This is a genomic window from Flavobacterium sp. CR10, from assembly GCF_055814415.1.
In genome coordinates this window covers 2,281,653-2,297,880 of sequence record NZ_CP185985.1, presented here as the reverse complement: position 1 = coordinate 2,297,880, position 16,228 = coordinate 2,281,653, and the positions used below count along the sequence as shown (strand labels likewise).

General features: G+C 33.5%; 4 protein-coding genes. All 4 read left to right on the top strand.

The features are described 5' to 3' along the window. Positions 1 to 208: 208 nt before the first annotated feature. The 4 genes from ACNRYB_RS10205 (at position 209) to ACNRYB_RS10190 (ending at position 16,174) form a co-directional block, all read left to right on the top strand. Positions 209 to 679, top strand: a complete 471-nt coding sequence (locus tag ACNRYB_RS10205) for a hypothetical protein (RefSeq protein ID WP_263525559.1) — start codon at positions 209 to 211, stop codon at positions 677 to 679. A 531-nt stretch (positions 680 to 1,210) separates the two neighbouring features. Beyond that, positions 1,211 to 2,509: a hypothetical protein gene (locus ACNRYB_RS10200; RefSeq protein WP_129748951.1), complete on the top strand. Its 1,299-nt coding sequence runs from the start codon at positions 1,211 to 1,213 to the stop codon at positions 2,507 to 2,509. 402 nt (positions 2,510 to 2,911) lie between these two features. Continuing rightward, positions 2,912 to 10,318, top strand: coding sequence for a hypothetical protein (locus ACNRYB_RS10195; protein WP_473729986.1), 7,407 nt, complete (start codon positions 2,912 to 2,914; stop codon positions 10,316 to 10,318). Between the two features lie 15 nt (positions 10,319 to 10,333). Continuing rightward, a complete protein-coding gene (locus ACNRYB_RS10190) occupies positions 10,334 to 16,174 on the top strand; it encodes a vWA domain-containing protein (RefSeq protein ID WP_473729985.1) in 5,841 nt (1,946 codons plus the stop codon). Positions 16,175 to 16,228 lie beyond the last annotated feature (54 nt).

The window sequence follows — 16,228 nt, the reverse complement described above, 5'->3', positions numbered from 1 at the left end:
GCTCGCGCCAGCAGGGGGAACATTGGACTAAAGGCAATAGATTTGCAATAAATATAGAATCGCCGAGATATGCTTGCACAAGCTGTCAAAGTTATTTGGTATATTTAAAAGAATTAGCCAAACAAGAAGGCAAAATTTTAGAAATTAGAATGATTTCACATCCAAGTGCCAAATCATATAGTGATATTCAAACAATACTTAAAAAGCCATGAAAATAGAATATTTAAAAAAATTAAAAGAAAATCCAATAAATTTTGGAGAATTACTCAATTTGGAAATTGAAGGAATTACTTTAAACGAAATTGCAAATTTAGAACAACTCTATAACACAGGAAAATCATTCCCAAAAGTTCTTAAAGAATTACTTTTTTTGGCTGGCCAGTATTGTTATGTATGTGATTATGGTGTAAATGAAGACCAAAAAGAATTACAAGAATCTACAAGACAAGATTTACTAGATAATGAAAGAATAATTTCACGACCATTTTATGTTATTGATGTATATTCGACAGAACGTTTTTTGTTTATTTACCTGGATGAAGGTGAAAATCCAAAAATTTATACAGCACATCCATCCGGCGAAACACAAGATTGGATTACACCTCTAAGCAATTTAACTATAAAAAGCCTAGTTGACAGTAGAATAGAAAGAGCTAAAAGAGGAGAAAACCCGTTTTAAAATATTTATATCTGAAGCGAGCATCTCGCTCGTGAGCGTAAAGTATTCCCCCGCGCTAGCGTGAGCGTAAAGTACTTCTTATATTACCTCAAAAAAAATGAGCAGAAAATACAAGTTTGGAGATAAAACTGGAGCTTATATTATAATTTTTTGCTAGTGTCTACTAAATAGAAAAACAACTCAAAGACAAGAATCTTTGAGTTGTTTTTAAAACTAAAAATCTTCTCCAAGCAAAATCAAAATCACATTTTAAAATACAATCTGGAAACTTAGAACCATAAGTTTCCCGACTCTACTATTGGCTTTGTTTTAAGCCAACACAAAAACCTTATTTCTTTGTTTTACAGCTCTGTAAAATAAAACCCTATTGTGATGCCACTAACACAATTTTTAAGCATTCAGATTACTTCCAATCATCCAAAATCAATAACTGTTTGTAAGTATCTTATATATCTGAATGAATTACGGTAATCCCCTATAAGCCCGATTAAAAGCCTATAAATTATTTAAACCCGTAAAAATTAATTAAAAATGAGTACAAATCACAACAGAATCAGAGTCGCAGACTTAGAAAAAAATCAGCCAAACAAAATTTTAAAAACAAATCAAAATGGTGAATTAGAGTTTACCGATGCAAACAATCTTCAAGCCGAAAGTTACAATGCCCTTGACTGCATCACCGAAGGTAAAACCTTAGATGCCAGACAAGGGAAAGTATTGAAAGACATGATTGATCTTAAACCCGTAGACCTAGCTTCTGATACGGAAACTCAAATTAGTGCAGCAGTTCCTGAAGATAAAAAAGTAGTTAGTCGCTTGAAATTGTTTAATTGGTGGGAATGGATGAAGAGAAAAAGTGAAATCATTGTCGGCAATTGGACTTTTAATAATATTTTGAAAATAGGAAACTCAGGCTATCTTATGACGGATACATACAAATTTTGTATAAGAGGAAATCAAGGAAAAACGCTTCAAATAGGTGTTGAAGGAGTAGCCGATGATTCTATTTCAATCGATGTTACTGGAATTTCCTTAAAAAATCGTCTTACATTACCTATTGGGACTTCCACAATTCCTGCTCTTGTTATTCCTAACGGTGTGCTAACTTCATCTCCTCAAAAGGGTGCAATAGAACGAGATCTTACAGGAGAACTTTATCATGTTATAAACAATGCCCGATATAGAATATTTGACAGTCGTGATTCTGGAAATTTTTTAACAACGACTTGGAGATCAACATACACAAGTTCTGCATCTGTATCAGGAACTTATGTAAATACATCAGCATCATCGATATCATCTATTGCTTCGGGTGCTTTAGGCTCTTCTAATCAAGGAAATTATTTATTTAAAACATTTGATAACTATTTGATTAAAAATGGAAATTATTCACCCTCATTAATTGCTCCTAAATCTGTTTTATTTGAAGTTTATTTAAAAGGTAATAATTGCAAGTTTTCAGGAAGTCAATACATTAAATTATATTCTGTTGAAAGAACGGACGTAACGACAGAAAATAGTATTAGAAATTATGAAATCCCAATACAAACAAATTTAAGCCAAAGTGGTGATCTTCTTGGCTCTGTCTTAATGTTTTCAGAAACAACTTACGATACTTTTGGTAATAAAATCTTAGAGAATTACAAGAAATATTTTTTACAAACAATTGATTATGTTGGAAATTATACAGATTTGAAATTTTCAGATGCCTCAATTTCATTAGAATACAGAGTAAGTGTTTTATTCGATGACTCTACAAATCAGAACTCTAAAAATGTTTATGCAAGACCAATTTTCACAAACTATTCTTCACTTTTTTTAAAAATATAATTAAATAGTTAACTATAAATGATGTGGCTGTCTCATTCAAAAATAGAAATGAGACACCACCATCTTTTTACAGAACTCTAAATTTATTACTTTTTACCCTAATCTTATCCACTCTCTTTACAACCCTGTAAAGCCTCAGAACATCCATGTTAAACCGCTAAGCAGCTCTTTTTTAAACTCCAATTTTAGGCACATCTTTACACTGTCAGAAGAAAAAAACAGGTTCTGAAACTCTTAAAAACTTTAGTCTTTTGAAAAAATCATTAAGCAGATAAATTGCTAAAAACTGCTTAGAAAAATCCTAAAAAACTATGCATTTACATCGCAAAGATTGGTTCGATCTTACTCCAATTTAATCATTCTGAATACGAACAAAATTAAAGTCAAAAACAAAATTAGAATATGCCAACTAATCCAATTCCTGCGGTTCCAATTCCTACAGCGCGATATTATCCGAGATTGTCCGAGATAATTACTGTAGACGATTTACCAGAATTCTTATCGTTTGTCGAAGATGGTTTGAATTCCATTTTTGATAAAATCCATTACAAAAATTTACAATATTCAAAAGGATATCGTGGTGATTCTGCCTTTTATAGTCTTGATATTGTATCAAGCAAAAAACTGGCTCTGCCTCTGCCTTTTGGTCTAGGTTTGGTTCTTAATCCAGATCTAAAAGACAATGATTCTTCTATATCATCATTTCCCATTACGTTAGAATATCAGTGGGAAATTCTGGCTTTCTTAAAAACATTCAGCTCCAGCAATTTCTCTTTTTCTATGGAGGACTTTTATGCTGTGGGTCTTCAGGTTTTCCGCATCAGCGAAGAACAAGTTGTCGCTCATATGATGAATATTTTTGTGGAAGCCGAAGAAGGAAAAACAAAATACGAACAGCTTTTAGAAGATATTAATACGCTTCAAAATACTAATCTGGAATTTCCAACAAATGTAGAACAATCCATTGGAGGTATTATTGACCTCATCAACGATAGTACTATAATTACAAAATCGATTCCGCTATTACTATTCGGAACTTACATCGCTAATGAAGGTTTTACTTTAGACGAAATCAAGCAAAAATTGCAAGATTTCTATAACATTGTAGCTCCAGACGGAATCGAAGCTCACATTAAAAGAATTATTACTCCAAAAGCAAAAGCAACTTTAGCTTTAAGTGCCGGTATTGAGTTTCCAAGAAACATCTTAAAACCTGTCAACTCCGATGGAACTGATTATGGCACCGGAACTGAAAAATCGATGTTCGTATTTGCTCAGGCACAATTGTATGCAGATACCGAAGAAGGTATTGGCTATCAATTAGAAATGGGAGGATCACTCGAACCTAAAACAGCCATGATTGGCAATACGGGTTTACTTCTTCAATTAGACACTTTAAAAGTCGATTTAAGCAAGAAAACCAATATCCCAGAAGCCGATGCTGACGGACGCCCGAATGATTTCGTTGGAGTTTATGCTCGCGCTGTTTCAGTAACTCTTCCTTCAAAATGGTTTAATGATATTCCTAAAACGCCAGGAAGTACAGCTCCAACACTACAAATTGGTGCATCAGATTTATTAATCGGTACAGGCGGACTTTCTGGAAATATTTATCTGGAAACAGTACCGAGTACAGATGGTGCTTTTAGTTATTTCAACGATAAATTCAATTTTAATTACCCCATCATCATGTTCCAAAAGGACGAAAATGGTGTGGCCAATAAAAAAGAAATTGCCGATTACTCGTCTTTACTTGTCTTTTTACAAGAATTAAATAGTAAAGGCTTACCATACGCTTTTGATTATCCATTATCGTTAACAACTATTAACGATTCGACCACTTATATTTTTACCGAAGCAAAAGATTATCAAAATTTCCTAGCAGAACTTTACGATAATACACTTTGGAAAACTATTGGTTCTGAGAAAAAAGGATTCAAAGTTGGCTTCAATAAATTTGATATTACTTTCAAACAAAATAAAGTTACTAGCTCTAACATTAAAGGTGCTTTAGAAATTCCAAAACTTACAGAAAAAAATGGAGATGCATTAAAAGTCAATCTTGAAGGTCACTTAAATGATGATGGAGATTTTAACCTTACTGCTTCATTCCCAAAAGATAATAAACCAAAAGCAAATCTATTTGACCTTGTTAATATTGATTTCCACAGTTTTGAACTTGGTAAACAAGATGAAGATTACTATTTAGGAACTTCTTGTTATGTTTCTTTTCCTGAAGGAACTTTAATGGGAAGTTTATTAAAAGGGAAAGGATTTGAGGTTGAAAAATTGCGTGTGTACAGCGACGGAAATATTGAAGTTGAGGGCGGATCTATTCCAATTCCTATCAGTCTTTCGGTCAATTTAGGTCCAGTTCAAATGGCAGTTACGAACATCAACTTTGGTTCAACCCAAATTAATGGCCGTAAATATAATTTCTGGGGATTTGATGGTGCCATCAGTATCAATCCGCTTGGAGTTGATGCTCGTGGTGAAGGGGTTAAATTTTATTACTCTACTGATCAGAACTCCGAAAACGGTCTTAAAAAAGATTCCTTTTTAAGAATCCAAACTATTGAAGTCGATTTAATCATTCCAGGAACTGCAACAGAAGCTTCGGCTATGGCTATTATCAATGGTATGATTTCGCTTCCTGAACCAGGAAAATCTAAAGAATTTATTGGTGAGGTTGGCTTAAAACTGCCAAAAGCAAAAATTTCTGGAAGTGTTGGCATGCGTTTTATGCCTAAATATCCTGCTTTTTTAATTGACGCAAGCATTGAACTGCCTGTTCCTATTCCACTTGGATTTTTGGCTATTAATGCCTTTAGAGGTTTATTAGGATTTAGATATGTCGCTACTAAAGAAGCTGTAGGGTTAACAAAAGACGATTCATGGTATAAATATTACAAACATCCGAAGCCGGGTATCAATATTAAAAAATTCAGCGGCCCTCCAGACTCTATGCAGTACAATTCTCCATTTTCTATTGGAGCTGGAGCCACTTTTGGAACAGTTGCAGATGGTGGGCATGTATTGTCTTTGAGAGCCATGCTTTTATTGTCTCTGCCTACTCTATTTTATATTGAAGCAGGGTTGAATGTTATTTCCTCACGATTAGGACTGATTGAAGATGACCCTAGTAATCCGCCATTTTTTGCTATGGTTGCTTTTGGAGATGATTCATTAGAACTAGCAACTGGAGCAGATTTTAGTATTCCAAAAGATGGCGGTCAGATATTTAAACTCACTGCATTATTAGAAGCTGGTTTTTTCTTTAAAAATCAGAAACCTTGGTATGTTAATTTCGGAACAAAAGAGAAACCAATCGAAGCTGAAGTTTTAACCTTATTTAAAGCAAAAGCTTTCATCATGATTTCTGCTCAGGGAATTGAAGCTGGGGCCCGATTAGATTTTAAACTGGAGAAAAGTTTTGGTCCTGCCAAAGTCAAATTGTGGGCTTATTTGGAAATAGGTGGAAAAATTTCATTCAAACGCCCTCAAATGGGTGGTTACATTAGTGCTGGTGGTGGAATTCAGATTAAACTCTGGATTATTAATGTCGAAATTGCTTTAGATACGATATTTTCTGTTGAATCATTTAAACCTTTCTTGATTTATGCTAGACTAGAACTAAGTGTTCGTGTTAAGATTGCTTTTGTGAGGGTACGTAAAAATTTCACCGTTGAACTGCAATGGGATCTTAACCGAGTAGTTGATCGTACGCCATACAGCCCACTTCCTAAAGGAACTGTGGGAGACGGAGAAGATGATAGAACATTAGAAAATGTCAAAGGTGTGCATATGCTAACCAATCAGGCATTTGCTTTGGATTATTTCAAATCTGCTGGAGAAAAAGATTATGATGAAGACAAGCTTTTTCCAGACGGTACGCCAAGGCCAGAGTTTATTACATCGATAATTCCTTTAGATACTTATATTGATATTAAAACGGCTAAAGGATTAGTCCCTAGTGCTGATTTGGCTAAAAAAGTTGGAGGATATACTGGTGAGGCCAAAAACTATACTGATTTGATGCCTCCTGAAGCAACATCTAAAGCAGGTAGACCAATACGTCAAGTTAAACACGAATATGGAATTAAATCGATCAATTTGAAATCTTGGAATGGCTCTGAATGGGTAGATTATAATCCTTTTGAAGCAGTTGTACAAGATACTGAAAGAACCAATGAATTAAAGGGATTACCTTGGGCACATTGGCAAAAAGCAATTGACCAATATGATTCTATTAGAGTATTAGCAACAAATCCGTTTTCGTTTTTAAGTGCAGCCGAACCAGGATGGCATGTTCCTGAACAATTAGGAATTACGTCTACAAAATTATTTTGTGCTTCAACACAAATCGAAAAACAGCATATGGATTTCCTTAACAAACAAATTGGAAAGCGTTACTATGTGCCAATGCAGTACGAAGCTGATAAAATCAATGGTTTGTTTTTCAAACTTATTGGAGAACTTTCTGTGATTGAAGATCAATACACGCTTGAAGGTGGCGATTTTATGAGTATTACAACCAATGAAAATCCTTTTGGATATAATCGATCATTGTCTTTTAGAAATGAAAACGAGTTAGAAATTATTTTTCCTGAATCTGCTATTGATCCAGAATTAAGGCTTACAACTCAGGCAAAAGAAGTAAAAATTACAGCTTACACTGCCACGTTTAACGATGGTGATAAATTAGTATCATATACGCCTATAAGCTTTAGTAAAACTAAGACGGACGCATTTTCTTCAGAACAAACTTATTTGAAAGCGGAATTTTCAAATGCTATAATCTTACATACTGAAGAAATTGATGGTCAGAGAAAAAAGATCGATAAAATTCTAATTAGTCCCGTTTCAGCAAATGCAAAGCGCATTAAAGAAATCAGAAACGAAATTGCAGCATTATTTGACAATAGGTATAGCGAATTAACAGGAGAGAGTGAAATGACATTAACAGATCCTGTAAAAATTACCAAATACAATTTGTTAATGACTGAATTGGCCAATCTGAAATTGGATGCTGGTAATGAAAATCCTAATGCTGAAAACAATCCAAATGCATTGACTTTTACTCATTATTATGGTTATAATGGTAGAGCTTTATATGATTTTGATCAAGTAATCAAATTTAATGATTCGTATGTGATCACAATCCATCCAAAAGAGAATGCTAAAACTACAATTTTGTTACAAGTCAATTCTGATGGCACAATTGTTAGAGAGCGATTAATTAATGGAATTGTCACTTCTCTTCAGGTTGTAAATGGCAATTTACTGGCAACTCAGGCTTTAAACGCAGAACAATGTAAAGGAATTGGAGAAGCAACAATTGATCTTGACTTTATTGTAGGATGCTCCTCTCCTATTGCCGCAACTGCAATTGTCGAAATGGATGAAGAACTAAATCCGATTTTAGGCACGCAATATTTGAATACTTATTCTTTAGGTTTCAACAAAATATTGCTATTAGCAAATAATGACCTTCTTTGGATTAACAATACATTATCAAATGAAACTCAAATCAGTTGGATTAAAGGAAGTGACAGAACTGTGATTTATCGTTCTAAAATTAACGGAGAAGCAGTTAAAGTTCTTCAGCATAACGATTCAGAATTCAGTTTGATTACTAAGGATAAAAAAGTTATCCGTTTAAATGTCGACAATGTATCAAAAGTAATTTCTGCAACGGATACAAAAGTAATTTCTACAACTGAAGTAGTTGAAATTATCGATGCCATAGTTGCGAATACTAAAACACTGCTTTCAGTTAAATTATCGAACGGCAAGTTTGCCTTGGCGCAGATCGATGGAAATACTCTTTCATTAGTAAAAAATGACACCATTTTTGATTCGGCTGTTTATTTATCTAATCAGACATTAAATGATCATTCTGTTTTGGCTTACAATACGCATTATTTGTTTGTATTGAATGAAACTTTAACCCAAACACGATTAATTAAAAGAGAAACAGATGTTGCTGATGCTTCAATCATTCATATCCAAAATGAACCGTCTGTAAATGAAATTATGATGCTTTCCAGCAAACCAAAAGAGAAAGGCATTTATTTTTCATTGTTTAGCGATGCCTTTGATAATTGTTCTTTACATCCTGCCGAGCAAGTTTCTGTAACTGCTTCGACAGCTGCTCTGACAGTCGGAAGTATCAATTATACAGTATTGGGTTTAATTAGTGGATTAGATTTTAGAAGAAGCATTAAAACTTCGAAGATAATTACAACTGATGCAATTATTTGTTCAAGTCTAGTAAATACTGAAGATCCAGAACTTGATTACACTACTTATATTCAGAGAGTCGATTGGTTTAGCAAAGAAGAGTATTATCATAATCAAACGATTTTGGATATTCCTGCTATAGCAGGGCAGTTACAAGCGATGAAAAATGCTGTTGAAACCACAGTACAGCCGGTTTGGAGGCCAAATACAACGTACTGTTTAGATTTTACATTAACAGATACGGTTGATGATAATAAAAAGAATCCTATAGAATTTAAATATTATTATGGTTTTAAAACTCTTGGTCCAATTGGGCACTTCCCAGTTAAGGAGTCTCAAGCAATTGATCCTCAAAATCCGCCAGCGAAAAATGAATTGACAGCATTGTCTAAATCTCCGCTAACATCATTAAGGAGCTATCTGGATTATAACCGTTCTTATCCAAATGCAGACGGAAGTTTATTACAGTCTAAACCTTCATTCTACGGCAACGAACAGTGTGACATTTCTTTATTCTTTACGAGTACATATACTTCTCATATGTTTAAAGACTGGGCTTCATACGGAACTGGAAAACCTGAGATTAAAGGAAAACTTAATCTTTTCATCAAAGATCCGCTAACTGATCTACTTATTGAATATCCAATAAAACCATTGGAAGAAGGACAAGAAGAAATCGCCTATCCACAACCGATAGAAAAAGATAATGATTTAGAGTGGACTGATGATAATGATCCTAGAATTCCATTGGGTGTTAGAATGTTAAACAATTTTATTGAAGATCCTTCTAAGACGCGATGCACACTTGTGTTAGGACAACCTTTAAAACCAAAATCATTAAAATACAAAACAACTTTAACCAATTTAAAACCTTCTAAACTGTATACTGTTTTAGTCAATAACTATTTTGATGGTGCGCAAATAGGAATATCAAGTGAAAGCAAAAATATCCTCGTACATCAATTTGGATTCCAGACTTCACGCTACAAAGATTTTAAAGAACAAGTTCAGAGTTATTTTGTTGATGAAGAAAAAACTAAAGAAGCCTTGTATGATGTGAATGTTAATCTGGATCAGGAACGTATTGATGCTCTGCATTACTTGATTGCTCCTAAAACTGATAATTCTGCAAATGCATTGAGCGATTCAATGGCTACAAAATATCAGCATTTGTTTGATCGTGCGACCGAAGGAATCTTAAAACTTTCTCCTCTTGATCCTGCACAAGGTACTGAAGTAAATAGAATTATTGATACGAATACTGGAGCAACGATAGCACTTTTAGTTCGAAACCCAGAGCCTTTTAATATTCCTAAAATGCCTTTGGAAGAAATTCAAGATACGATTTCTGTTTTAGATGGATCAGAAAACCCAATATCTGGATATAGTGTACTGCATTCAAAAGATTACTCACAAGCTTTGATTATGCATAACAGCAAAACCATTTCAGGAATAGAAAACTTGAAAATCAGGTTTAAATACAGAATGTGGAATAATGACGGAACTGGTCCTTTAACAAACATTATTGATACGCAGATACTGCCATTACAAAATACAAATCTTTAAAAAAATAAGAAAAAAATGAGTTCTATAAATCTTCAGGAAAGCCAGCTCTCGGGCTGTGCAACTTATGTAGCAATTGTAGTCGACGAATCAGGTTCGATCAATAGAAACGAAGCACAGCAAATTCGCGACGGATTATCTTTATTTATCAATTCTCAGAAACAAAGTAATATCACACTTTCGTTAATCGGAATGTCTAACAGCGATACCGCTGTTAGGCCCGATAACGTTATCCAGAAAAAAATTTCTAGTAATTATCAGGATTTTATTGATTGGATTGATTTATATGGCCTTGGCAATGAAAGCATTCAATCAGATTATTGGGCCTCTGGTTTAAATGTTGCCAAAAACTTATCTGTTACTCCAGATATCGTTTTTGTAGTTACTGACGGTCTGCAAGTCAATAATTCTGACTATTTAAAAAATCTTTTTACGGAGTTAAATCTAACTTCGAAAGTTTTTGTGTACGGAGTAACAAGCTCATTTGATACTATTGAAGAACTGACAACACCGCTGACAAACTTTTTAGAAAGAACACCAGTTTTAAAAAATGATCAGACTTCTGCCTTAGATTCAGATTATATCAGAGTTCCCGATTTCAGTACTTTAGGAATTGAATTAAACAGACTTGCAACCAACTTATCTGATTTACAAATTGGCTGTTTTTCTAACGTCAGCATTATTGACGATAATTTAGTTTATCCTTCTTTAAGAAAAGGATTAAGAGTAAGTACACCATGTGGAACTTTAGTTCTAAGAAACAAGAGTAGAGTTCCACTGACTTTAAGCGGTGGAACCAAAATTCATAAAGAAAAAAATCTAAATGGACTTATTTTTAAGCTTGACAACTCGGTAATAATTCCAGGGAAATCTGAAGTTGAAGTTCCAATTCGAATTGAAGGAAAAGCTTTAGCACTTGGTCATTTTTCAGCTCTCGTAGATCTAAACAGTGTTTTTAATCCTTTAGGAATAAGTATTAATTTTAATGTTGGGAGAGAATCATCAATCATTGATATTTCTTCAGAAAAAACAAATCTGCAGTCGGCCTATTTACAAATCGCCGCAGCAGGTTCAAGAGGAATTGACAGTACAAAAGGAATTCATCTTCGATGGATGCTGACTGGCAAATTAGGTGAAAATCACCTTCCAAAAGGAGAATTGTACGATGGACAAAATTCTAATTCAAGCTTTAATAAACCTGATGATTTTGTAAAAGTCTACAGAGCACCTTACACAAAAATCAGCCAAACAGTAGATTTAACCCAAAATCCAAATGTTGTAGACAACAAAAAAGCACTTTGGATTTATAAAACAGTAAATCCGCAAAGATCTGTATATGTTAACTTTAAAGATGATAAAAAATATAAATCAATTAAACTTAGGATTGATCCATTAACTAATCCCGTAGATTTTATGCAGGCTTATGGAAATAGTTTGATTGAGATTGAAACCAAAACCGATTTATTCTTTGCAGCCGAATTAGATTTTTCATCTTCAAATACTTCAAAAAGTGTAAAACTGGAAACTTTATCGGTTGCTGAAAACAAAATCGCAGTTGCTAAAAACGTGAGCATCCGTAAAACCTATACTTCAGCACAACTAAACGATAAGGTCCGTGTAGTTGCTGAAAATGGAAGAAGTATTCGATTTAAAGCCAATTATTGCCTTTTAAACTCTATTCAATTTGAGTTTTATTCTGATTTCATTACTAATGCTAATGCTAACGGAGACTGGATTTTAAAAGGAAAATATGGCCTTGAGACTGATGACTTTAAAGTTTTTGAACAGCTTGAACCAAAATTAAACACTGTTCACGGAAAATGGTTAAAATTTAATGATGGTGAATATGTAAACATTAAAAACTATAAAGCAAAATGGAACAGACCAACTGCTGAAGATGATATTACTGACGAAAACATCAAAGATATTGTTCTGAAATATATTGAGCTAAGTAAATCAGGTAATCCGACGGCCAAAAAAGATATTCATTTTGGAGATAAGATACCTATTAATGACCCAAAAGAAGGAGAAGTGCAACAATACGCTGAAAACTTAACTGAAATATCTTATCTAGATCTTTTAAACATAGCTGCAAACGATTATCATATTGCGCGTATGTTAGGTTTAGGCTGTTTAGATCTTGATGAGGAAGTTTATGATGGAGAATATATTTATTTAACAGAATATACCACTTTTGGAAGTTTAGATGAAGATCCAGAAGGAAAAGAAGTACAACATCTTTCAATGAGTATTCCAACTTCTATCAATACAGAGCGTATGCCTCTTCCTGTGCAGTTAAGCAAAATTGTTCCAGGATTAAATGTTGATTCGGATGAAAATCCAAATAACAGAATTACAGATCCTGAAGGTTATAGTTTTGATGGAAAGAAACGATTTGTGAGTTTATTTATGGATGATATCATGGATTATGATACTGTAACTACAAATCCTAAATCACAAGATGATTTTTTCAAATCATCATTAGAATATGATGGAAGTACTTTTACTTTCCCTGTTTATTTAGGAATTGATCATAAAATTGCTTCTGAAACAATATGGAAAAATCCAGAATTATCACATGATGTTGAGTACAAAAGCGTCAATCAAAATCTAAAAGAATCAGAATTTGAAACTGTTCCAATTTACATTCCTAAGTCTGGAAAATCAGTTTTAAATGCTATTCAGGAAAAAACAGGTGAAAACACGTATATCTATCAAGGATACGGAATTAATATTTTCTCGAGAGCTACATCTGGACGCCAAATCAGCATTAAATCTGATATTAAACCTGCCAATAATTTAATGCCTCCGAGCAATATGAATGCGCTTTTGGTTACAGAAGAAAATCCGTTATTGTTTACTTCTCAATCAGAACAAGAACTATTAGGCAAGATTACCGGAACAGACAAAACTTTGGTCCGAATCATGTTTGATTACTATTCTGCACAGGAATTGTTAAGTTATCCTGTTCCAAAAGAAATATCTGTTGAAGATGCAGAAACCGATACGGAATCTATTTTTCCTGATGCTGAAGAAATATTGGCAGATCATTTTAAACTGTATTACAAAGACGGACTTCCTGAAGTGGAATATGGTGAAATTGAAATTATTGACAATGATACAGCCAATAACCTTACAGCGATTGTAAAAATAAAAGAGTATAAAATTATCAGTAGTGGCCAACAAATTAAAATTGCATTAGATAATGTAAATAAAACAAGATTTACCGGCGGAATCTTAACGATTGGAGATCAAAATTATATTATCCAAAATATCGAAGTTACACTTAGAAAGGATCCAAATTCTAATGATGTTTTTGATTATGCTCTAATTGAAGTATTGAAAAAAGAGGTAACCGACAAACTTCATGCTGATGGAGATGCAACAATCGATTCTGAACAAATTCTAGACATTAAATATCCTGAAAGCAGATTATGTACACTGGTGCAAAACATGCAGACCATTTCTAATTGGCACCAGCCTCAAATTGATTTTACAATTCAATATCCTGAGAATTTAAATGTTATTCATCGTGAAGTTATTGATCACACCAATGAAAACGGAGAGAATCTGCAAGTCGAAAAAACAAGAGGAGTTTGGAACAAAGCTGTAATTGAAAGAGTTTTTGAAGATTCGTACGAAATGCAAGAAAATGGAGAGTACAAAGTAAATAACGAAGGCGATCTGATTCCATTACCAAAAGGTCAGAAAAAACATTTAGGATTATATAAAATCATCTTCAAAAATTTCAATTTACCTCAGCATCTTCAATTTAAATCGGAGAAAGAAAACTCTGTAGAATGGGCAAATGGTATTGTGAGATTGTTTACAAAAAGCGCTTTTAAAGAAGGAAATCCTGTTCCTGTAAAATCGAGAAAAGAGTTTAAGGTTTATAAAACCGAAAATATCGGTACAACAGGAGATTTAGTCTTGTATATCGATGATCCAGATTTCAAACTTGGCAACTATACCACACAAACTATGGCTGAGGGCTATGATGAAATTTTAGGTGCAGAAGATGGTCCTCGCGAAGAAAATGAGCCAACAAATTACGCTAATGATTATGTTTCTCAGTGTGTAAACTATTATCCAAGTTACAAGGTTTATTTGTACGCAGATCGTGTTTCAGGAATTACAAAGGAAAATATTCAGCCAAGAGAAAATGAGAGCACACATTATTCTAGTTTTGGAATCAGTACGCATTCAAAAGCAACTATTGGCTACAAATCAAAAATTAGCATTCCTTGTCCAATGTATGCTGTCAAGGTCGAGAAAACTGAAAAACCTGAAGAGATTATTGGTGGCAGTTTGTATGCAACACGTCCAGATTTTTACAATCGTTCAACTTTCACTTTTACGACCAAATATAATGAGGAACGAAAACCTTATGGCCTATTGCATTATAGAGCTAATGACGAAGATTTGCTGAATGTTTTATACAAACCAACAACTGTAAGTACAATTCGTGAAGAATTGAACAAATTGGGAGGAAATGATGAAATTGATTTCAACAAACGATGGGTAGATTTTTTAGATTTTAACGGACTTGCTACAAGAGGCCAATATGATGTTTTTCCAAAAAATGAATCTGAAGAAAATTATCAGTTTCCATTACCTGACAATGATGAATTAATAGAACTAATTAATGATTTTATCAAATGGCATAATCAAACACAAGATACAGATGAGCCAACGATAACTTCGATTACATCATTAAATAAGGTTTTAATTTCAAAAAAAGTTAAAGATCCAATGTTAGCGGTATATTTTATTGAACAAGCTATTTACAATGCCTTTGTTCCATTAACTGAAGTGCCTGTAATTTATGAGCATATCAAGGACAATAAGTATGTACCTATTAATAAAAAACAGACCATTAAAGATAAAAATGGAAATGCTTTAAAACCAACTGATTCTGATTTTGACATTGCACCAATGATGAAGGTTGTAAGTGAAACCGAAAACAGAGTACAATTTACCGATTTTAATCTGGATGGAAATTCTCAAAACATCTATTTCTATGCTGTTCGTGAAATGGACATTAAGATGAATTTTGGAGAATTCAGTGATGTTTTAGGACCTGTAAGACTAGTAGCTTCTACTCCACCTAAAACTCCCGAAATTAAAAGAATTATGCCAATTCTTGAAAATAAAGTATTAGGAATTAAGCCTGCGGTTCAGATTGAGTTAAATGCGTATCAGCCAGAATATAAAATCAGAAAAATTAATGTCTATCGTGCTGCAACAATGCTTGAAGCTCAGGCTATCAGAACGATGAAACTAGCTAAAGAAATTGTAATTGATGAAAATACTCTATCTGCGGATTTTGAAAATGTCTGGACCGTTTACGATGATTTTGAAGATTTAGAAGAAGTCCCATTTGGTGATGGTATTTTTTACAGAATTACTGTTTCTAAACAAATTGAATATGCAGATCCAGAATCAACAACAGAAAATCCAATTATAAATATTGATTATACTCCTTCACAGCCATCAAAAATTACAGCAACAGTTATGGTAGATAGTGTTTCGCCTGAATCTCCAGTTTTAGAAGCATCTAGGACTGTCACAGGGGCAAACGGAGAAAGGATTACTTCTGTCATATTCAACTGGGAGAAAACGGTTTATAATGGTAAATATCATTTATATAAAATGAACGGTCAAGGGAATTGGGAGAAGATTCATGAAATTTCAACAAATCTCGAAAATGTTGCCTTACCGCTTCAGCTGACAAAATTAAAAAATGATGAATTGATTATCAAAGATGAAAATGGAAATCGAATCTATCATCATTTCAAAACAATCTCAGAAAACTCATCAGGCATGGTCAGCAGTGACGAAAAAATCCTAACTCTTTAAAATTAATAAATACCAATGAATCAAATCATTGGTATTTATTTCAGGACTTAATAA

Excerpts from the sequence above, each read along its gene's own strand:
- ACNRYB_RS10195 (WP_473729986.1), top strand. The coding sequence starts at position 2,912 with ATGCCAACTAATCCAATTCCTGCGGTTCCAATTCCTACAGCGCGATAT.
- ACNRYB_RS10190 (WP_473729985.1), top strand. The coding sequence starts at position 10,334 with ATGAGTTCTATAAATCTTCAGGAAAGCCAGCTCTCGGGCTGTGCAACT.
- ACNRYB_RS10205 (WP_263525559.1), top strand. The coding sequence starts at position 209 with ATGAAAATAGAATATTTAAAAAAATTAAAAGAAAATCCAATAAATTTT.
- ACNRYB_RS10200 (WP_129748951.1), top strand. The coding sequence starts at position 1,211 with ATGAGTACAAATCACAACAGAATCAGAGTCGCAGACTTAGAAAAAAAT.